Source organism: Chryseobacterium sp. C-71 (assembly GCF_020911865.1).
Taxonomy (GTDB): domain Bacteria; phylum Bacteroidota; class Bacteroidia; order Flavobacteriales; family Weeksellaceae; genus Chryseobacterium.
Window position 1 is genome coordinate 1774736 of record NZ_CP087131.1, and the last position, 19990, is coordinate 1794725.

Below are 19990 nucleotides of genomic sequence, written 5' to 3' on the forward strand. Positions count from 1 at the left end.
CAACAGATGGTTAAATTTTTAATAAATTTAGTAATTTACTTTGAAATAACCATAGGGTTTTCAATAATTTTTACATTTATTCTAAATAACAAAAACTATACCTAACTGTATAGTTATTAATTTAAAGTGAATTCAATATGAACTAAATGTTAACAAATTTAATGATATAGTGGTTTTAAGTTGTAACAAAACCATAATTCCAAGCACTAATGATTAGGAAAAGAATAAGCATGTATAACGCAAACACAAAGTCATTTCTTAATGACTTTTTTAATTTTTTAAAGAAACCAAACGATCAACAGATTCATCTTTCTACTAAAAATAGGTTTTCTTTAATTTTTAAACTTTTAATTTTAGAATTACTATTTACTCTAATCATTGTTTTACCCATTAATTATCTGATTGACGAATTTGTAATGATAAAAACTCCGAGTTTAGATTATCGTTTTAATACAATCTATGCAATCATTTTATTGATGGTTCTTATAGTTCCTTTTTTAGAAGAAATCATGTTCAGATCTATTTTAAGATATAATTCAATTTTCAGTAAATGGATCGACCGAGAGAAATGGAATCGATATTTTCCTTATCTGGTATACGCAATGAGTATTGCATTTGGTCTTGTACATGCCAGTAATTATTATAATGACTCCTTAACATTTTATATTCTATCGCCACTAATACTTTTGAGTCAATTATCCGGCGGATTTGTACTCAGCTACATTCGGGTGAGAATCAATTTTTATTATGGATTCATTTATCATGCTTTATGGAATTTGATGGCTGCTTTAATTATTCCGTCTATTGTACTCTTATTTAGCAGTCCTATTGTAGATCATTCTAAAAACTATAGCTTAGAAATCGATGAGAAAATACTTTTCAAACAAAGTGAAATTCAGTCGATTTCATTAAAGATTGAAAACAATAAGATTTATAAAATTGATGCTGAACAATTGTATCTTCAGGATATCCTCAATCAGATTTATGGTGAAGAAAAATGTTATGTTGATGAATATTTAATTGATATGAATTTTTCTTCTAAACAAGGTGTCACCAAAGAAGAATTTAAAAAAATTCTGGAAAAGGAATATGATATTGAATAAATTTTCAAGTCTAGATTTATTCTGTTCTTAAGAAATATCTATTAAAAGTGATTTTTAAATTTAACTCTTAAAACGATTTGCAATCAAATAAGCAAATACATTTAAGCCATGAAAACATTTAACGCTTTTCTAATTTTGACTTTAATTACAGTTTCAGGTTCTATTTTTGCACAGAAAAACAAGCAAAATAAATCTGATAATGCTAAAACAAGTACCGCAAAGAATGAAAAGACTTTACCAAACGAAAATGCTTCACATTTTATGCAGTTTGGAATCATGTCAAGAAATCATGATGAATTCAGAAAAAAATATGGAATTTCCGTTATTTATCAGAACTGCGTGATCAGCCAATTCCAATCTCAAAAAGCCAAAGAAAACAATCAACTTATTGCCAAATCTCTCACCGAAAAATACGGTGATACCTGGCGAAAAGACCTCGGATTTATTCCTTACGGTTTATAATTTAACCTGAGTTCGGGATAAGAATACAAAATAAATTTGCAATAAAAAGCAATAATTCGTATATTTAAGTATCTAACATTCAAATATTTAAACGAACTATTGCTTATGATTTTGAAAGACCAAATTACAAATATTTTTGTACAAGTTGATGATTTCTGTAAAGAATTTGATTTCCAAATCAAACACATGAAATTTCAGGCGCTCGGCGACCAAAAGAAGAGAAGAAACAGAAGATCTATGATGTCGGATTCTGAAATTATTACGATTATGATTGGTTTTCATCTGGGTGCACACAAAACATTTAAGCATTATTATCAGGAAATAGTTTGTGGTTATTGGAATAATTTGTTTCCCAAAGCCCTTTCCTACAATAGATTTATAGAACTTCAGCAAAGAAGCTTTGTGGTTTTTGCCTTATTTTTGAAAGAAAAATGTCTGGGTAAATGTACTGGAATCAGCTTTATGGACAGCACAACTTTGAAAGTTTGCAGAAACCAAAGGATTCACAATCACAAAGTTTTCAAAGGTTTGGCAGAGCGAGGAAAATCTTCGATGGGTTGGTTTTATGGGTTTAAACTGCATTTGGTTTGTAATGAAAAGGGAGAACTTTTATCCTTTTATATAACGAAAGGAAATATTGATGACAGAAACCCAAAGCATATCAAAAAAATGACGCAGCAGCTTTTTGGAAAACTATTTGCCGATAAAGGATATCTTTCCAAGGCTCTTTGGGAAATGCTTTTTGCTGATGGAATCCAGCTTTTTACTAAACTTCGTAAGAATATGAAGAATCATATTATGAAAATGGAAGACAAAATTTTGCTCCGAAAAAGAGCCATCATTGAAACGATCAATGATGAATTAAAGAACCATTGTCAAGTGGAACATACTCGCCACAGAAGTGTTAGTAATTTTATGATGAATATTTTGGGGAGCTTAACTGCTTATTGTTTCTTCCCCAAAAAACCATCATTAAACTTAAAAAAAGTAAATGATGGTCAATTGTTTTTAAATTTTGCTTAAACCGAACTCAGGTTAATTTAAATTAAATCTTTTCCTCAACTTCAATCTCGTGTCTCAGCTGCGCTTTGTACAAAGTTGAATAATAACCGTTATTAGCGAGAAGTTCAAGATGCTTTCCTTCTTCAACGATTTTACCCTGATCCATCACGATGATTTTATCAGCTTTCTCGATGGTTGAAAGTCGATGTGCAATAATGATTGACGTTCTGTTTTTAGTGATTTTTTCGGTTGCTCTTTGAATCAGTTTTTCGCTTTCGTGATCAATTGACGAAGTTGCTTCATCTAAAATAAGGATTTTGGGATCAGATAAATAAGCTCTTAAAAATGACAACAATTGCCTTTGCCCAAGTGAAATGGAAGAGCCTCTTTCACTCACCACATATTCATAACCGCCGGGAAGACTTTCGATAAAATCATCGACTTCGATTTCCTTTGCACCGGATTTTATTTTCTCTAAAGTCACACTGTCATCTCCGAACGCTAGATTCTCAAAAATACTTCCGTGGAACAAGAAAACATCCTGCAACACGACACCAATATGACTTCTCAGATTATACAGTTCGTAATCTTTCAGTTCAACATCATCAATATAAATTTCACCTGAATTAATATCATACAACCTTGTAATCAGGCTGATAATTGTAGACTTACCCGCTCCGGTTGCACCAACGATCGCTACAGTTTCTCCAGGATTTACTTTAAAATCGATTCCTTTTAAAACTTCCTGCTTGTCATCGTATGCGAAACGCACATCTTTGAATTCTATTTTTCCGTCGAAATGGTCTTTAAAAACCTTACCATCATTAGGCATGGCATAATCTTCATCCATAATTCCTAAAACTCTTTCGGCACCAACAATTCCACGCTGAATGTTGTTGAAACGATCTGCAATCTGTCGTAAAGGACGAATCAACATCGAAATAAACTGAATAAATGCAATCACAACTCCCGCACTGATGGTAATATAACCGCCATAAAAAAGCACAAAACCAATAAAAAGTGAAGAAATCAATTCAACTACTGGAAAAAACAGTGAAAAGATAAAAACCGTTTTTAATAAAGCACTTTTTAAAGTAATATTGATGTCATCAAACTTTTTAAATTCAGCCTGTTGTCTGTTAAACACTTGGATAATCGGCATTCCTGCAAGCCTTTCCTGTACAAACGAGTTTTGATTGGAAGTCCAGGTTCTTTCATCCCCAAAAGCTTTCTTCAGTCTTTTCTGGAAAAATCTTGTAATCACGACCATTAAAGGTAAAATTGCCAATGAGATATAACTCAGATGCACATCAACCTGAAACATCATAAACAAAACAAAAATAATCCTCAACACGTCACCAAAAACCATCAGAAAACCATCGGTATAAACTGTAGCAATCGTTTCAACATCACCAACAGCACGCGTTACCAGCTGACCAATCGGAGTTTTATCAAAAAAAGCCGTTCTGAAATAAATCAGTTTATTATACAATCTTTCACGAATATCTCTGATCACATTCTGCGATATATAATTGGAAAAATAAACCAAAAAGAAATTTAAAATCGTCTCCGCAAAAACCAATCCGACTAAGCCATAAATATGCTTCATCATCAAGGCTTTATCTTTCAGTTTCGTAATATCATTATCAACAATCTGCATTGTAAGATAAGGTCTGTAAGTAGAAACGATCGACAATATGATAGAAATAATCAGGGTAAAAATAAACCAGGAACGAAACTTCATACCGATGAAGAAAAGCCTTTTTACAATTGCCCAGGTATCTTGTTTTTTCATTTATAGAATTGACGTAAAGAATTAATTTGAAAAATTCTCTGCAAAAATACGGCTTTAAAATTTTACAGCCTTTACAACTCTATCAAATACTCATAGAAAATTCACGATCTCGATTATTGAACAAATAAATCTTAGTCACAAATTCTGTATTTTGCTGTCATTATCAAATGACTGATAATTTAAACATTGTATTTCTTTGCTAAATGAAATGCCATTATTTATCTTAAGAAAGTATTTATTGAAAAAACTTTGTCTCTCATTGCGGTTTAAAAAACGTAAGGATATAGAAGTAACTTCATAAAAAGAGTTGAAATCAAGTTAAACAAAGCCGTTTCACTTATTTTAGAAAAACAAACACTCAAAGTGCCCAACGGTTTAAGCCAGTTTTTTCAACCAATTCAAAACATAGTCAGCAACTTCTTCCCAACCTTTCTCACCAGCAATAAAATGGCTTCTGCCTTCAAATTCTTTAAAATCAACAATACTTTTCTGGTCTTTGTAAGCATTGGCAATTTTTCTTGAAAATGCTGCCGGAAAAATATTGTCGTTGGAACCTGCGATAAATAATAATGGTTCGTGAGGTTTGTTTAAATCTAATTTTGCTGAAGATTTGAAAAGCGGATCTCTTGCTAATTTCCTGCTTTCGGGAGCCGCAACAGATTCGTACAATTTGTCGCTTTCTTCTTTAGAATAATTATTGAAGAAAGCTTTGTGATACCATTCTTTGGTTCCCAGAAATGCAGAGTTTCCTTTGAAGAAATTCACAACAGGCCAGACAATTTTGACGGTAGAAAAAGGAGCCATCACATTTTTTGGTGGAGCTCCGTCAATGCTTACACCCGCAACAGCTTTTCCCATATCAATCAGCTTTTGTACCATTAATCCACCGAATGAATGCCCGATAACGATTGGTTTTTCAGGAAGGGTGTCGATGAATTTTACTAAATTTTGTACCGTGTCATCAAAGCCAACATTTTTCAATTCTGAAGGAATGTTTTTCTTTAAATCAATCGGATTTCCTTCATGTCCGGGATTGGATGGAGTGTGCACAGTGTAACCTTGTGCTTCGAAATAAGATTTCCAGTTTTTCCAGCTTGTATTGTTTACGAATAACCCGTGAATCAATACGATCGTTTTTGTTTTCATAATAAATATTGTTTTAAATTATGAGACAAAGTTGCGCAGATTAAGTGAGGATAATTTTAACTTTGGTTAAAATCGTAACAGTAGGTTTAAATTTTATTTGAATATTATTTTTAATCCCGAATTTTCGGGACAAATTTTTTCTTTAAAAATTATTGAAAATATTTTTCGTTCGCAAAGGCGTAAACTTAGCAAAGATCATAAAGAATTCATTATTATGAAATTGCGAAAATTTTCAATTGATTCTTATTAATCGTCACTTTTAGCAGCGAATTGCAACAGCCCAGCTTGAACGAAGCTCTTTTTGCCGGAGCAAAGCGGAGGTAAAAAAGTGGGAGTGGAAGACATAGATGAGATAAAAGCGAAGGCTTTAATCGAAAGCTACGAACGAAGTTCTAAGCTGCCCAAAGAAAAAAAATAGAAAAAATTAAATTACTTCCCTGAAATTCTTTTTCTTATCCTGCTTAAAGACGGCCCCTGAATTCCCAGATATGAAGAAATATGATACAACGGAACGTTGTTGAAAATATCAGGATGCTGTTTCATCAAATCTAAATACCGCTCTTCAGGAGATTTCAAAATAAATCCTTCAATCCTTGACATCGTCACATTAAAAGCTTCCTGCGCCAAAAGCCGTCCAAATTTTTCCCACTGATGCGACTGCTGATACAAGGAAATTAAATCTGTATAACGGATGTAAATAATGGTAGCATCCGTCAAAGCCTGCGTGTGATAATCACAAGGAATCTGATTGATAAAACTTTTGAAAGAAACCACAAATCCGTTCGCCGAATAGAGAAAAACATTCTTTTCTTCTCCTGTTTTCTCATCAATCGTATAAGAACGGAAAACGCCATCAACAATAAACCCAAAATAGGTACAAACCGTTGCCCGAAGATTATAAAACTCTCCTTTTTTGCATTCTTTCGGATGCCAAAAATCCTCAGATAATTTAAAATCTTCTTCCGAAAGACCGGCGAAGTGATGGAGCGCAAAGGCAAGTTTTTCTATTTCGGTCATGGTGTTAGTTCTATAAGTTTAGTTTATCATTCCGTAGGAATCTAAGATGAATTATTCAAATTTAATCAAAAAATCTATGCTTAGATTCCTCCGGAATGACAAACTGTATGAAAATTAAATTTCATCAAATTCATATCCCACATCTACTAAATACAATGCATGAGCAGGTGCAGAAACTCCGGCAGAGTTCCGATTTTTGTTTTCTATTATTTTTCTTACATCTTCCGGCTGTATCTTCCCGGAACCAACTTCAATCATTGTTCCTACGATGGCTCTTACCATATTTCTTAGGAAACGGTTGGCTGAAACAGTGAATTTTAGTTCGCTTCCATTTTGTTCCCATTCTGCTTTATATATTTTGCAGAGATTGGTTTTGTTGTCAGTGTGAAGCTTCGCAAAACTTGTAAAATCTTCATATTCAAAAAGAATTTTACAGGCTTCGTTCATTTTATCGACATCAATATTCCTTCTCCAAAGCTGCCACGCCGAATCTTGAGTAAAAGGATTTTTTTCTAATGAAATGTAATATTCATACGTTCTGAAAGTCGCATCAAATCTTGCATGAAAATCTTTTTCAACCTTAAAAATTCTTTTAATTGAAATATCTGAAGGAAGAAAACTATTAAGTTTGTAGGAAAGCTGATCGCTCAGAACTTGTTCTGTTTCAAAATGGGCAAACATCTTTTTTGCATGAACACCAGTATCGGTTCTCCCCGCTCCTACCGTTTTGATCGGTTCCCGCAAAATGGTGGAAAGTGCTTTTTCCAATTCTTCCTGCACAGAAATGTCATTGGGCTGAATCTGATAGCCAAAATAATTTTTACCGTTGTATGAAAATTCTATAAAATACCTCAATGCAATAGATGTTATATTGTAGATTTTGCTTTCAAACTTATTCGATTTTTTGAATTGCTTATTTTAAAAATCAGATTTAAAAACAATATTGCAAAAATAATTTAATTTAACAACAATTAAGAACCGATTTTTTAAAATTAATGTTGATAAATCATAGATATATTCTACAAAATCGGCTATAAAATTCTTATTTTTGCATACGTATGAAAAGATGGTATCTCTATCCTTTTTCTTTGGGTTATCACATGGTGACGGGCATCCGAAACACAATGTATGATCTGGGAATATTTAAATCTACGAAATTCAAAACTCCGATTATCAATGTCGGCAATCTTTCTGTGGGCGGAAGCGGAAAATCGCCTATGGTGATGTATTTGGCTAAATCTTTATCTAAATATTACAGAACCGGAGTGCTTTCCCGTGGTTATGGAAGACTAACCAAAGGATATGACGTTACCAATTACGACAGCAACTACAAAACAGTGGGTGACGAGGCGATGCAGTTATTTGAACGTTTCAAAAACCGTTTTGTAATCGCAGTTTCTGAAGATCGTGTTCCTGGAGCCAAAAAAGTTATTGACGATATGGATCTTGATGTTCTGATTCTTGATGATGCCATGCAGCACAGAGCCATCAAAGCCGGATTTAACATTCTGATGACTGACTTTAATGATCCTTATTTTAAAGATCATCTTCTTCCAGCCGGAGATTTAAGAGAATCCAGAGCTGGAGCAGGTCGTGCAGACATTATCATGATCAGCAAATGTCCTGATGAACTGACGGAAGAAACCAAACAATATTACATCTCAAGAATACGACCTGCACACAATCAAAAAGTATTTTTCTCATCGATTGGATATGATGAAAACGTATATTCAAGAGAGAAAATGCTGCCAGACAATAACCTCAGCTACTATGACATCCTTCTCATCACAGGAATTGCCAACCCGAAACCTCTATTGAATCATTTGTCTAAATTTTCTCAGAAAGTGAAACATCTCAAATTCAGAGACCACCACAATTTTTCTGATGCAGATATTAAAAACATCGTTGCAGAATACAAAAAACTGGGCGAGTACAAATTAATTCTGACCACTGAAAAAGATTATGTACGACTGAAAACTTTTGATTATCTGCGTGATATGGTTTATTACTGGCCAATTAATGTCGTTATTGATAAGAAAGAAGAATTTAATCAGATGATTCTGAATTATGTGAATAAAAAGCATTAAAACTAAATACTAAAATCCGCAACAACCGTTGCGGATTTTGTTTTGTTAAAAATAGAATTTCTCAATTTCTCAAATTTCTGTTAAATCATACAATTTCACACTAAAATTACGTTTCAATGTTTAGATTTGTAAAAAAAATAGAATGAAGCAGATCATGACATTTTTGATGTTGAGTATTTTCACTTTAGGATGTTCACAAAAAACTCCTGACGTTTTAAAAACTCAATTTTCAAAGGAAGCATTAAAACAAAAATTAGAAGACGAAAACGGGAAAAAAATTACCGTTCAGGAAATATTAAATCAGCACAAAGGAAAAGTTTTGGTCATCGATTTCTGGGCAGGCTGGTGCAGAGACTGTCTTATCGCTTTACCAAAAGCTGAAGAATTGGAAAGAAATAACCCGAACATCGATTTCGTATTTTTTTCATTGGAAAGATCAAAAGAAAAATTCGACAGCAGTCTTGAAAGGTTTAATATGAAAGAAAAAGAAAATTATTGGTTTTCTGTAGGCTGGAAGAATGATTTCAATAATTACGTTGATCTCAACTGGATTCCGAGATATATGGTCATCGATCAAAAATCTGAGATTGCAAAATACTACGCCATTTCTCCAGAAGATCCGGAAATTCAGGCTACGATTGACAAACTTTTAAAGTAAGGCTGAAATCAAGGTTTATGTTAAAAAACCATACAGCTTAAATATTAAACTTTAAAACGGAAATAAATGAATCCATATCTTTGTAATATGGATTTTCCTTTTCCCCAACGCAAAATTATTCATGTCGATATGGATGCATTCTATGCCTCCGTGGAGCAGCTTGATAATCCTGCACTTCGTGGAAAAGCCATTGCAGTTGGTGGCGGGCATCGAGGCGTAGTTTCTGCCGCAAGTTATGAAGCGAGGAAATATGGTGTGCGTTCTGCAATGCCAAGTAAAACTGCAAAAGAAAAATGTCCGCATTTGATCTTTGTTCCTCCCAGATTTCCGAGGTATAAAGAGATTTCAAGAATGATTCGTGAGATTTTTCATGAATATACTGATTTGGTAGAACCGCTTTCTTTAGATGAAGCCTATCTCGATGTCACCGAAAACAAAAAAGGGATAGAATCTGCCAATCAGATTGCCAAAGAAATCCGTCAGAAAATTTTTGAAAAGACGGGTTTGACAGCCTCTGCAGGAATTTCAGTTAATAAATTTTTAGCTAAAGTTGCTTCTGACATCAATAAACCCAACGGACAAAAAACCATTCATCCCGAAAAAATTGAAAAATTTCTGGAAGAACTTCCTGTCGAAAAATTTTACGGCGTAGGAAAAGTTACCGCCAATAAAATGTTTAGTCTTGCGATTTATAAAGGCAAAGATTTAAAGAAAAGATCGCTGGAAGATTTAACGAGACTTTTCGGTAAGTCGGGAAAATATTATTATGATGTGGTACGTGGCATTCATCATTCTGAAGTGAAACCTCATAGAATCCAAAAAAGCGTTGCCGTGGAAAGAACGTTTTTTGAAGATCTTTCTGATGAGCAGCAGATTGATGAAAAACTAGAAAGCCTAAGCGAAGAACTTCATCAGCGATTAACCAAAAATAATATTATGGGGAGATCTTTGACTCTAAAGATAAAGTACAAAGATTTCTCACTATTCACAAGAAGCATTACAAAAGAAGAATATTTCAGCTCTCCTGAGCAATACTTTAAAACTTCAAAAAAACTTTGGGAACTCCGTCCCTATGATAAAGCGGTACGATTATTGGGTCTGTCGTTATCTCATCTCAACACTGAAGAAAAAAAGCAGATTTCTGTTCAGCTTAAAATTCGTTTTGAGGAATTCGAAGATTAGCCAATAATTTTCATTAAATTGATACTACCAAATACAATAGACTATGAACCAGACAATGATTCAATTTTTCCACTGGTACAGTGACGGAGACGGGACGCTGTGGAAACATGCCGAAAAAGAGGCAAAACATTTATCAGAATTAGGAATCACATCAGTTTGGTTTCCTCCAGCTTACAAAGGTACAAACGGAGGATATTCTGTAGGATATGATGCGTACGATCTTTATGATCTGGGTGAATTTGACCAAAAAAACAGCATCCCTACAAAATACGGAACCAAGCAGGATTACATCAACTCAATTAAGGCATTGAAAAAAGAAAATATACAGGTTATCGTTGACATTGTTTTAGGTCATAAAGCCGGCGGTGACGAGCTTGAAACCTTTAAAGCAGCAAAAGTAGACGAAAATAACCGTGAAAAAATCATTTCTGAGTTTTCAGATATTCAGTCGTACACAAAATTTACTTTTCCGGGAAGGGGTAAAAAATATTCAGATTTTGAGTGGAATTTCACTTGTTTCAGTGGTGTAGATTATGCAGAAGGAAAAGATTCTCATATCTACAAAATACAGTCTGAATACGGAAATGACTGGGAAGAAATGATCGATGATGAAAAAGGAAATTACGATTTCCTGATGTTTAATGATGTCGAACACAGAAATCCTCATGTACGAGAAGAGCTGAATACTTGGGCAAAATGGTATTTTGATGAAACCGATTTTGACGGTGTTCGTTTAGATGCCTTAAAACATATTTCTTTTGATTTTTATAAAGAATGGTTGACGATGTTGCGCACAAACTCCGGTAAAAATATTTTTGCGGTCGGAGAATACTGGGCTCCAGGACAATTGAATTTACTTCAAAAATATATTGAAGCAACCGAAGGCTGCATGAGTCTTTTTGACAGTTCGCTTCACAATAATTTCCATACAGCATCCAACGAAGGTGGTTCTTATGATTTGCGAAGAATTTTTGATGAAACACTTACTTCAGCTGACCCGCTACACTCTGTAAGTATCGTAGATAATCATGACACTCAACCTTTACAGGATTTGGAAGCGCCGGTTGAAACTTGGTTTAAACCTTTGGCTTATGCCTTGATTTTGCTTAGAGAAAATGGCTATCCGTGTGTCTTTTATCCAGATTTGTATGGCGCAAGCTATAAAGATAATGACCGTGAAGGAAACGAGCAGGAAATATTTTTAGATAAAGTAGACGGCATCGAAGAGCTTTTGAAAGCCAGAAAAGAAAATGCATACGGAATTCAGAGAGATTATTTTGAAGACGCAAATTGCCTAGGCTGGACTCGTGAAGGTGATGATGAACACAAAGGTTGCGCTGTTGTGTTGAGCAATAAAGACGCTTACGAAAAGCCGATGGAAATGGGTAAAAAATATATTGGTCAGACTTTTTATGATTTTCTGGGAAGATTTGAAGATAAGGTAACTATTGATGAAAACGGCTGGGGAAATTTCCCTGCACCTGCCGGAAATGTGAGTGTGTGGATCCCGGAATAGATTTTTTACACGAATTTCACTAATTTATTTGTGCTATTTGTGAAAAACATTCGTGTCATTTGTGTTTAAACTAAAGACTAAACTTTTCGGAGAACTAAAATCTCAGGTCTTTCAGAATCATCAGATATACTACCGCTTTGGGCAAACTCTGCCCAAAGCTTTCTTAACTTTTTACCGTTTTCATTAATATATTCCCATGGAATATTTTTTAAAATTCCTGCATTTTTCCAGGCAGATTCATTTCCAAAAATAAAAGGAAGATCAATGGCGTGTGCTCCCATAAAATAATTTTCAGTCAAGCGCGGATGAATTCGGAATAAATATACATTTCCTCCGGCTTCAGCATAATTTTCAGTAAAATCTTTGGCAGGTTTTCCGTAGATGATTTCTGTGGTTGTTCTGATTGCTCTATCAATGATTCTTTTCGGCAAATATTTATTTAAACTATCTGAAGCTCTTAAGTAAAAGGAAGTTTCTTCGTCATTCAAGCCAATCAAAACATCGATATTTTTAGCATTCTGTTTCCATTTTTCTTCCACTTCACTTTCGTTACACAATGGCGGAAAACCATATTGAGTTCCGAATGGCATTGCAGCTTTTAAACCATATTTTATAAAAGACGGGAGATTATTTTTGTAGTTTTCTATCATCTCTACAGCATCAGATTTTTCATCGAAACTTTTAGTATTACCTAAAAATTCCATAGACATTTTACTTCTGTTTTGCCTTAAGCCTAACGGCGCACTGTGAATAATGACTCTTTTAAATAAATTTCCGATTCCTTCGGATGCCATCAGATGAGCAATCGCATCACCTCCGGACGACTGTCCGAAAAGAGTAATATTTTCTGCATCACCACCAAAACTTGAAATATTGGTTTTTATCCATTTCAAACCTTCAATAATGTCTAATAATCCTAAATTTGCGGGTCTTTCTTCTGTTCCACCTAAAAACCCAAAGATTCCTAAGCGGTAAGAAATTGTGACAACAATCAAACTCTGTTCTTTCACCCAATCGGTAGGATCAGCAGTTGCAATATCCCCGCATCCAATTTCATAAGATCCACCGTGAATCCAGACTAAAACTGATAATTTTTCATTTTCATTAAAATTTTCAGGACGGAAAACCGAAATAAATTGCGGCGACTCATCTACTTCAAAATCATCCAAATTGGTTTTGCCAATCATCTTTTCTAAAAGTGGACTGATATTTTGCGGACAAACCGGAGTTTTCTCAGGAAAAAGAATGTCAGAATCTGACGGCTCTACTGCAATTGGTTTTTTAAACCTTTCAGAATAAGCATAACGAATGTTTTTCGCTTTGATGATTCCGTTTTGCTTCAAGGCTAAAATTTTCCCAAATGGTGTTTGGAAGGTATTCGTTTCAATATTCTGCTGAGATTTCATTGACCAAATGAATTTTATATTTAAAAATAAGATTGTTAAATGAAAAAAGCAATCTTTCAATGATATTTAACTTTGTTTTTATCATAACGAATCATTGTAAAATTTACTTTAAATAAAAATTAAAACAGCATCAGTAAAAATGGTATCTGATTCATTAATTTATATAAGTGATATTTCTGAAAAAGTCCCGATTTTTGCATACAGAAGAATAATTTAAAATTAAAAAAATGAACACATACTCAGTAAAAGCTTACGGTACGGAATCTAAGGAAGCCGACTTAAAAGAAATGAATATTGAAAGAAGAGAAGCAACACCAAAAGACGTAGAAATAGAAATTCTGTTCTGTGGTGTTTGTCACTCAGATCTTCACACGGCAAGAAACGATTGGGGCGGAACAAAATATCCTGCCGTTCCCGGACATGAAATTGTAGGAAGAATTACCAAAGTTGGAAGTGAAGTTTCTAAATTCAAAGTTGGAGATCTTGCAGGAGTTGGTTGTATTGTAGATTCTTGCGGAACTTGTGAAAGCTGCAAACAAGATCTTGAACAATACTGCCAAACAGGATTTGTAGGAACTTATAACGGTAAGGACGAGCATTTAGGAGGTCACACTTTCGGTGGATATTCTCAAAAAGTCGTTGTAGACGCCGATCACGTGTTGAGAATTCCAGAAAACTTAGATTTAGCAGCCGTTGCACCCCTTCTTTGTGCCGGAATTACAACCTGGTCACCTTTAAGACATTGGAATGTGGGTCCAAATTCTAAAGTTGCTGTTGTTGGTTTAGGTGGTTTGGGCCACATGGCGATTAAGCTTGCAAAGGGTTTAGGCGCTGAAGTAACTTTATTCTCCAGAACTCCGGGGAAAACTGAAGATGCAAAACAATTGGGAGCAGATCATGTTGTCATTTCTACAGATAAAGAAGAAATGAAATCTGTAGCAGGAAAGTTCGATGTAATTATCGATACTGTGCCTTATGACCACGATGTGAATCCTTACATTTCGACTTTAACGATCAACGGAACTCATGTTCTGGTTGGATATTTAGGTGGTCTGGAAAATATTATCAATACAGTTCCGATGATTATGGGAAGAAAATCTGTTGCAGGATCTGTCATCGGTGGTATTGCTGAAACTCAGGAGATGCTTGATTTCTGTGGAGAACACAACATCGTTTCTGAAATTGAAATCATCAAAATGCAGGAAATCAATGAGGCTTACGAAAGAATGCTGAAAAGCGACGTGAGGTATCGTTTTGTGATTGATATGCAGTCTCTGTAATTTTCAATTATTATTTATAAACTAAGACTCTTCATTTTTTGGAGAGTCTTTTTTTTGAAGAATACAAGTGTTTTTAGTTTTTGGTTAAAGCCTAAATTGATTGGCTTACATTTAAAAATGGGCTGAAGCCCATTCCTATTGATGATTATATGAGATACATTGATTAATTGAATTGATTTCCGAAATGTATTTTTAACCACCCCGTCTTTTTGCTTTTGCAAAAATCCACCCCTTCAGAGAAGGGGAATTGTAATTCTTATAATTTATCTCTCTCCATTTCTTTGAATGCCCATTCTGCCATCGAATGAATGACAGGTATCAACCCTTTACCAGATTCGCTCAAATTGTAAGTAACGTGAGGCGGAACAACCGACTTAGCAGTTCTTATTACCAATCCATCGTTTTCCAATTGCTTTAAATGTTGAATCAGCATTTTTTCTGTTACTGCAGGAATGGCGCGTTTCAGTTCGCTGTACCTTTTATCTCCGTTGGAAAGATGATATAAAATAATGGGTTTCCAGAATCCACCGATTTTTTCCATCACGTAGGTGACCGGACAAAGATCAAGTGCGTATTTTTTATTCTGTTGAATGGTAGAACTTTCTTTAATGGCTGTCATGTTACATACTTTAGGGTAAGTACTTGTATAAAAGTAAGTACAAATATACCTTTGTTCTCAGAAATAACAATAACAAAAATAAATATTTACTTATGAAAATTATTATTACAGGTTCTCTAGGGAACGTCGCCAAACCATTAGCTCAACAATTAATTACAGAAGGTCACGAAATTACGATTGTCAGCAGCAACGAAAATAAGAAAAACGAAATTGAAGCTTTAGGTGCCAAAGCAGCGATTGGTTCAATTACTGATTTAGATTTTTTAGTTCAAACATTTGAAGGAGCAGATGCCACATTTCTAATGACTCCTCCGAATATGGGTGCAATTAATATTGTCGAAAATACAATCAATGCAGGAAGAAATTATGCTGAGGCCATCAAGCAGGCAGGCGTAAAAAGAATTGTTATGTTAAGCAGTATTGGTGTAGAATCTCCGGTAGATAATGGTCCAATTAAAGGATTACACTTTATTGAAAAGTTTTACAATGACTTAGAAAATACTTCTGTTACTTTTTTAAGAGCTGGATATTTTTACATTAATTTTTTCAACGATATTCCTTTGATTAAAAATGCGGGAATTATTGGAGCTAATTATCCTGAAAATGCAAAAGTTCCATTAGTTCATCCTACTGATATCGCCAAAGCTGCAGCTGAAGAATTAGTTAAAAATTCTGAAGATAAAAATGTGAGATATATTGTGAGTGATCTTCGCTCGGCTTCGGATGTAGCAAAAGCTTTTGGTCATGCAATCGGAAAATCTGAACTTCCGTGGGTTGAATTTAAAGATGAAGAATCTCTCAACGGAATGCTTCAAGCTGGAGTTCCACAGGAAATGGCTGAATTGTACACGGAAATGGGATTGGGAATCAGGACTGGAGTTGTTCAAAAAGACTTTATTGAGCATGGTTCTTATATTTATGGTGAGATTAAATTAGAGGAATTTGCGAAAGAGTTTGCTGATCGATTTAATTCTTGATGTTTGAATAAATAGTATCGGCGGGCCAAAGGCCCGCCGATACTATTTATATATTTTTGATAGGATTTTATCCTATCCTTTGTTAGGCCGTCTCGTTGGGACTTTTATTTTTTTAAAGTTTCTTTTAGTACTTTCAACTTTCCATCAATTTTATTTTCTGGTTTTAAACCTAATATCTCAGCGACCAAAGGATAAACGTTGACATTAGAAAACTCATCAATGATTAAATTATTTTTAAACTCAGATCCCCATGCAAAAAATGTAGCTTTCATTTCGGGAACCAATTTTGGATCATAGCCGTGTTTTCCTAAAGAGGTTTTCTGATCTTTTTCTAAAAATACTTTTGGAGCTTTCGGAATCAAAAGAATCTGCCCTATCCTATTGTATTGATCATCTCTCGTGGCAAAATGAAGATATTTAGGTAATCTTTTATCTAAATAAACTTCATAGTCATTTGTTTTATTAGCTTTCAATTCTTTAAAAACAGTTTTTACTTCCGCAGAATTTTTCACATACACTCTCAATAAAGTCTGGGAATTGTAAAAATCAAATCTTATTTTATCAAAAAGCATCGCAGGAATTTCTAAAGGATTTCCGCCGTCAACCTGAATCATACCGTGATCTGAAACGAAAATGAAATTGACATTTTTTAAACCCAATCGATTTACTTTTTCCACTAAATTTCCAATTGCAGCATCAACCAACTGAACTGCAGTTTCAGTTTCCTTCGCTTCAGGACCAAAATGATGTCCTGCTCCGTCTACTTCAGGAAAATACATTGAAATAAAATGCGGTCTTTTATCTTCAGGAAGTTTCAACCAATTGATGACTTTATCTACTTTTTCAGAAGGTTTAAATTTTTCATGGTAAGGATAATAATAAGTTGGTCTTTTCCCGCCAGCTTCACTAGCAGAACCTACCCACTGCATGGATGCACTGATGATTCCTTGTTTTTCAGCCAACGCCCACAAGGGAATTCCACCGTACCAGCTTCCGTCTTCCACAATTTCTTTTTTGTTCATGGCGTAATTTTTCTGCAATTTATAATCGTAAAAGAAATTATCAACCAAACCGTGATGCGAAGGATACAATCCTGTAATCAAACTCCAGTGATTAGGAAAAGTGATGCTCGGATAACTCGGAATCATGGCTTTAGCCTGAATTCCCTGACCTGAATATTTTAAAAGATTTTGGGCATTGTATTTTTTAGCATAATCATATCTGAAACCGTCTGCGGAAATCATAATCACGTAAGGTTTTGACTTTGCTTCAGCATTGTTGAAGCGGTTTGGTATGATGACTTGTGCCGTGTCGATTTTAGTTTGTGAAAAAACTGATAGAATTGTGAATAGAAATATGAAAGAAAGACTTTTTTTCATCCTTTAAAAATTTATGCAAATTTAAGTTGAATGTATATCGCATAAAAGTTTGTTGAGTTAAAAAATAATTAAAAGATTTACGCACTAACATTATTGTGCAAATCCAAAAAAAGCCACTTTTCAGTGGCTTCATTTTATTCTTTAATTAATTTTTCGAAGGTCAGGCTTCCATCTTTTAAAGTGATTTCAAAGTAATAACTTCCGGATTTAAGATCAGCAACATTGATGTTGTCGCCTTCTAATTTTACTGATCTTACTTTTCTCCCTGTAGATTCGTAAATGTCGATAGATTTTATTTTATCAGCATTTTTGAAACTTACGGTTTCTTTTGCAGGATTTGGGTAAAGCTTTACTTTGTTTTTTTCTAAAGCATTCAATTCATCTACACCCAATACAGCCGTAAAAGAAGCAGTAGCATATCCTACATTAGCGGTTCCACCATGTGGAGCAACTGTAGTAGTTGCGCTGGGAGGTCTTACACCAGCAATACTTATTGAATTGGTTGTTGCATAAGGAAGTTGAAAATCATTAGTATCAGAAGTCGTTAAGTTTCTGGTTAAAGTTACAGTTCTTATTCCTGCAACAACATTATCACTTACAATTGTCCAATCTTGTACAGTGTCAACAGGGGGTTGTTGCAATCCTGTAAAACTCCTATCTGTGAGCATTGGGGAGGTTACCGCAGAGTAAACTAATGCATCACCTGAAGACATACTGAAACCAGCATTTACACCAATTCCCAATCCAAACCATCTGTCAGAAGGACCTTTAAGCAAAAGAGTTACTTTAGAAGTTGTATTGTCTAAAGTGAAATTTGCCATAACACCATTATTAGGAGATAATGTAATATCTCCTGTAGTTTTTTGTTGAGCAAAGTTCAAAAAACTGATTAATGAGAGTGAAAGAATTACAATTTTTTTCATATTTTATTTTTTTAGTTGGTTTATAAGTTCTTGATTTTTTGAAAATACAGCATATTCAAAAGCTGTTTTTCCTTCTTTATCTATTATACTTTTTTCTGCCTTATATTTTATAAGAAGTTTTACCATATCAACATTTCCTAATTTTGCAGCAAAAATAAGAGGGGTTGTGCCTTGAGAATCTGCTTTATTAATATCAGATTTATTGTCTAATAATTTTTGAGCTAATTTCAAATCACCTTTGAATACTACTCCCATCAGCGCAGTACCCATTGGAGAATTGTAATTGATATCCTTTACATTATCTATAAGAAAATCAACTACTTCCATATTTCCACGGTAACAGGCTAAAATAAGAGGAGAATACTTCTGCTCATTGGTCTCATTGATGACATCGGGATTTTTCTTCATTAAAACTTTTAGTTCTTCAAGTGTACCACTTTTTGCGATATCAAAAACTGATTTTGCTTTTTCCTGAGCTGATACGAAAGATAAACTCAGAAAGAACATTATGAATACAATTAATTTTTTCATTGCTTTACAAGAGTATAATAATATTCTACATTCACGTTTTCAGCGACTTTTTTCATGACCATTTTGGGAATGGTCACTTTAAAATCTGCTGATTTAGCAATAAAATTTCCTTTCATAAAAATCTTTCCGTCTTTTGCAGAAATCATAGCTGAAGAAGAAATATTTCTGTCTACTCCGTGAAAGTTTAAAACTCCCTGAACGGTAAATTTTTGAGGACTTTCGCTTAGTTTTGTCTTATCAAAATTCAAAACCTTTCCTTTGAAAGTTGTTTTCGGATATTTTGCTGTTTCTGCATAGCTTTCATTGAAATGCTCTTCCATCAATTTGACTTTAAATTTGAAGTTTTTTACTACCGAAACAGAAGCCATTTCTCCTGTATCGGCATTGAGAACTACAATATTATTGTCATCCTGAGCAAAAACATCTTCAAACATAGGAATTGACGCTTCAATTGTAACTTTTCCTGTTTTGGAGCTGTATTTTTGAGCCAAAACAAGATTACTGAACAATAACGAAATGATGATTAATACTACATTTTTCATATTCAATTCTTTTTTAATTTTCAATAAAACCATCAGCTTTCCATTTTACGAAAAGATTAATCTGATTTTGAGAAAGAGAACCGCCTTGAGGCATTTTTAAAGGATCTCCATTGGGTCTTTGAATTCGGTTAATGATGTTGTCAATATTCGTTTTTACCTGATTATAATTTGTCAATGGCTGAAAAGAAGCTGATCCTCCGGCAGAATGACAAACTGTACAGTTGGCATCGATAATCGGTTTTATGTCGGTTTGATATCTTACAGTTTCTGCGATTGGCGTATTATCAGAAATCTCTTCATAGGTTCTGCTTTCACAAGAGGTAATGAAAAGAATAAGACTGGTTATGTAAATTATTTTTTTCATT

General features: G+C 34.1%; 20 protein-coding genes. 9 read left to right on the forward strand and 11 right to left on the reverse strand.

Translation table 11 applies throughout. From position 1 onward, the window contains the following. Positions 1–230: 230 nt before the first annotated feature. The 3 genes from LNP04_RS08080 to LNP04_RS08090 all read left to right on the forward strand — a co-directional run bounded on the left by LNP04_RS08080 (position 231) and on the right by LNP04_RS08090 (position 2588). Entirely contained in the window at positions 231–1103 is an 873-nt protein-coding gene (locus LNP04_RS08080) for a CPBP family intramembrane glutamic endopeptidase (protein ID WP_229986004.1), read from the forward strand. A 108-nt stretch (positions 1104–1211) separates the two neighbouring features. Then, a complete protein-coding gene (locus LNP04_RS08085) occupies positions 1212–1565 on the forward strand; it encodes a hypothetical protein (RefSeq protein WP_229986005.1) in 354 nt (117 codons plus the stop codon). 105 nt (positions 1566–1670) lie between these two features. Next, complete coding sequence (locus LNP04_RS08090; RefSeq protein ID WP_407928602.1) at positions 1671–2588, forward strand: IS982 family transposase; 918 nt, start codon at positions 1671–1673, stop codon at positions 2586–2588. A 22-nt stretch (positions 2589–2610) separates the two neighbouring features. Here LNP04_RS08090 and LNP04_RS08095 read toward each other — a convergent pair whose 3' ends face one another. The 4 genes from LNP04_RS08095 to truA all read right to left on the reverse strand — a co-directional run bounded on the left by LNP04_RS08095 (position 2611) and on the right by truA (position 7380). Then, complete coding sequence (locus LNP04_RS08095) at positions 2611–4362, reverse strand: ABC transporter ATP-binding protein (RefSeq protein ID WP_229986006.1); 1752 nt, start codon at positions 4360–4362, stop codon at positions 2611–2613. Between the two features lie 375 nt (positions 4363–4737). After that, on the reverse strand, positions 4738–5508 hold the full coding sequence (locus LNP04_RS08100; protein WP_229986007.1) for a carboxylesterase: 771 nt from the start codon (positions 5506–5508) through the stop codon (positions 4738–4740). Positions 5509–5937: 429 nt separating this feature from the next. Then, on the reverse strand, positions 5938–6525 hold the full coding sequence (locus LNP04_RS08105) for a Crp/Fnr family transcriptional regulator (protein ID WP_229986008.1): 588 nt from the start codon (positions 6523–6525) through the stop codon (positions 5938–5940). 114 nt (positions 6526–6639) lie between these two features. Beyond that, positions 6640–7380, reverse strand: coding sequence for a tRNA pseudouridine(38-40) synthase TruA (gene truA, locus LNP04_RS08110; RefSeq protein ID WP_229986009.1), 741 nt, complete (start codon positions 7378–7380; stop codon positions 6640–6642). 203 nt (positions 7381–7583) lie between these two features. Here truA and lpxK point away from each other — a divergent pair, with 203 nt between their 5' ends. From lpxK to LNP04_RS08130, 4 genes are all read left to right on the forward strand, one after another. Then, entirely contained in the window at positions 7584–8612 is a 1029-nt protein-coding gene (gene lpxK, locus LNP04_RS08115; RefSeq protein ID WP_229986010.1) for a tetraacyldisaccharide 4'-kinase, read from the forward strand. 142 nt (positions 8613–8754) lie between these two features. Further along, positions 8755–9270: a thioredoxin family protein gene (locus tag LNP04_RS08120; RefSeq protein ID WP_229986011.1), complete on the forward strand. Its 516-nt coding sequence runs from the start codon at positions 8755–8757 to the stop codon at positions 9268–9270. Between the two features lie 87 nt (positions 9271–9357). After that, the gene (dinB, locus tag LNP04_RS08125) at positions 9358–10452 is read left to right on the forward strand and encodes a DNA polymerase IV (RefSeq protein WP_229986284.1); all 1095 of its coding nucleotides are present in this window, start codon (positions 9358–9360) and stop codon (positions 10450–10452) included. A 43-nt stretch (positions 10453–10495) separates the two neighbouring features. After that, positions 10496–11968, forward strand: a complete 1473-nt coding sequence (locus LNP04_RS08130; RefSeq protein WP_229986012.1) for an alpha-amylase — start codon at positions 10496–10498, stop codon at positions 11966–11968. A 77-nt stretch (positions 11969–12045) separates the two neighbouring features. Here LNP04_RS08130 and LNP04_RS08135 read toward each other — a convergent pair whose 3' ends face one another. Next, positions 12046–13374, reverse strand: a complete 1329-nt coding sequence (locus LNP04_RS08135; protein WP_229986013.1) for a carboxylesterase family protein — start codon at positions 13372–13374, stop codon at positions 12046–12048. Positions 13375–13601: 227 nt separating this feature from the next. Here LNP04_RS08135 and LNP04_RS08140 point away from each other — a divergent pair, with 227 nt between their 5' ends. Beyond that, the gene (locus LNP04_RS08140) at positions 13602–14654 is read left to right on the forward strand and encodes an NAD(P)-dependent alcohol dehydrogenase (RefSeq protein WP_229986014.1); all 1053 of its coding nucleotides are present in this window, start codon (positions 13602–13604) and stop codon (positions 14652–14654) included. 256 nt (positions 14655–14910) lie between these two features. Here the strand turns inward: LNP04_RS08140 and LNP04_RS08145 are convergent, their stop codons facing one another. Further along, positions 14911–15273 (reverse strand): helix-turn-helix domain-containing protein, encoded by a 363-nt coding sequence (locus LNP04_RS08145; protein WP_229986015.1) that lies wholly within the window; start codon positions 15271–15273, stop codon positions 14911–14913. A 92-nt stretch (positions 15274–15365) separates the two neighbouring features. On the opposite strand from LNP04_RS08145, the gene LNP04_RS08150 reads away from it, so the two are divergent. Then, entirely contained in the window at positions 15366–16250 is an 885-nt protein-coding gene (locus LNP04_RS08150) for an NAD(P)H-binding protein (RefSeq protein ID WP_229986016.1), read from the forward strand. Positions 16251–16354: 104 nt separating this feature from the next. Here LNP04_RS08150 and LNP04_RS08155 read toward each other — a convergent pair whose 3' ends face one another. The 5 genes from LNP04_RS08155 to LNP04_RS08175 form a co-directional block, all read right to left on the reverse strand. Continuing rightward, positions 16355–17629: an ectonucleotide pyrophosphatase/phosphodiesterase gene (locus tag LNP04_RS08155; RefSeq protein ID WP_229986017.1), complete on the reverse strand. Its 1275-nt coding sequence runs from the start codon at positions 17627–17629 to the stop codon at positions 16355–16357. Between the two features lie 134 nt (positions 17630–17763). Beyond that, positions 17764–18552 carry a T9SS type A sorting domain-containing protein gene (locus LNP04_RS08160; RefSeq protein ID WP_229986018.1) on the reverse strand — a complete coding sequence of 263 codons (789 nt, stop codon included), beginning with the start codon at positions 18550–18552 and terminating at the stop codon, positions 17764–17766. A 3-nt stretch (positions 18553–18555) separates the two neighbouring features. Then, entirely contained in the window at positions 18556–19083 is a 528-nt protein-coding gene (locus tag LNP04_RS08165) for an ankyrin repeat domain-containing protein (protein ID WP_229986019.1), read from the reverse strand. Next, positions 19080–19625 carry a YceI family protein gene (locus LNP04_RS08170; protein ID WP_229986020.1) on the reverse strand — a complete coding sequence of 182 codons (546 nt, stop codon included), beginning with the start codon at positions 19623–19625 and terminating at the stop codon, positions 19080–19082. The genes LNP04_RS08165 and LNP04_RS08170 overlap by 4 nt, the downstream gene beginning before the upstream one ends. A 13-nt stretch (positions 19626–19638) precedes the next feature. After that, positions 19639–19989, reverse strand: coding sequence for a hypothetical protein (locus tag LNP04_RS08175; RefSeq protein WP_229986021.1), 351 nt, complete (start codon positions 19987–19989; stop codon positions 19639–19641). Position 19990: the final 1 nt, after the last annotated feature.

Bases quoted from the DNA above. Each gene is read 5' to 3' on its own strand.
- LNP04_RS08080 (WP_229986004.1), top strand. From the start codon at position 231: ATGTATAACGCAAACACAAAGTCATTTCTTAATGACTTTTTTAATTTT.
- LNP04_RS08085 (WP_229986005.1), top strand. From the start codon at position 1,212: ATGAAAACATTTAACGCTTTTCTAATTTTGACTTTAATTACAGTTTCA.
- LNP04_RS08090 (WP_407928602.1), top strand. From the start codon at position 1,671: ATGATTTTGAAAGACCAAATTACAAATATTTTTGTACAAGTTGATGAT.
- LNP04_RS08095 (WP_229986006.1), bottom strand. From the start codon at position 4,362: ATGAAAAAACAAGATACCTGGGCAATTGTAAAAAGGCTTTTCTTCATC.
- LNP04_RS08100 (WP_229986007.1), bottom strand. From the start codon at position 5,508: ATGAAAACAAAAACGATCGTATTGATTCACGGGTTATTCGTAAACAAT.
- LNP04_RS08105 (WP_229986008.1), bottom strand. From the start codon at position 6,525: ATGACCGAAATAGAAAAACTTGCCTTTGCGCTCCATCACTTCGCCGGT.
- lpxK (WP_229986010.1), top strand. From the start codon at position 7,584: ATGAAAAGATGGTATCTCTATCCTTTTTCTTTGGGTTATCACATGGTG.
- LNP04_RS08120 (WP_229986011.1), top strand. From the start codon at position 8,755: ATGAAGCAGATCATGACATTTTTGATGTTGAGTATTTTCACTTTAGGA.
- dinB (WP_229986284.1), top strand. From the start codon at position 9,358: ATGGATTTTCCTTTTCCCCAACGCAAAATTATTCATGTCGATATGGAT.
- LNP04_RS08130 (WP_229986012.1), top strand. From the start codon at position 10,496: ATGAACCAGACAATGATTCAATTTTTCCACTGGTACAGTGACGGAGAC.
- LNP04_RS08135 (WP_229986013.1), bottom strand. From the start codon at position 13,374: ATGAAATCTCAGCAGAATATTGAAACGAATACCTTCCAAACACCATTT.
- LNP04_RS08140 (WP_229986014.1), top strand. From the start codon at position 13,602: ATGAACACATACTCAGTAAAAGCTTACGGTACGGAATCTAAGGAAGCC.
- LNP04_RS08145 (WP_229986015.1), bottom strand. From the start codon at position 15,273: ATGACAGCCATTAAAGAAAGTTCTACCATTCAACAGAATAAAAAATAC.
- LNP04_RS08150 (WP_229986016.1), top strand. From the start codon at position 15,366: ATGAAAATTATTATTACAGGTTCTCTAGGGAACGTCGCCAAACCATTA.
- LNP04_RS08155 (WP_229986017.1), bottom strand. From the start codon at position 17,629: ATGAAAAAAAGTCTTTCTTTCATATTTCTATTCACAATTCTATCAGTT.
- LNP04_RS08160 (WP_229986018.1), bottom strand. From the start codon at position 18,552: ATGAAAAAAATTGTAATTCTTTCACTCTCATTAATCAGTTTTTTGAAC.
- LNP04_RS08165 (WP_229986019.1), bottom strand. From the start codon at position 19,083: ATGAAAAAATTAATTGTATTCATAATGTTCTTTCTGAGTTTATCTTTC.
- LNP04_RS08170 (WP_229986020.1), bottom strand. From the start codon at position 19,625: ATGAAAAATGTAGTATTAATCATCATTTCGTTATTGTTCAGTAATCTT.
- LNP04_RS08175 (WP_229986021.1), bottom strand. From the start codon at position 19,989: ATGAAAAAAATAATTTACATAACCAGTCTTATTCTTTTCATTACCTCT.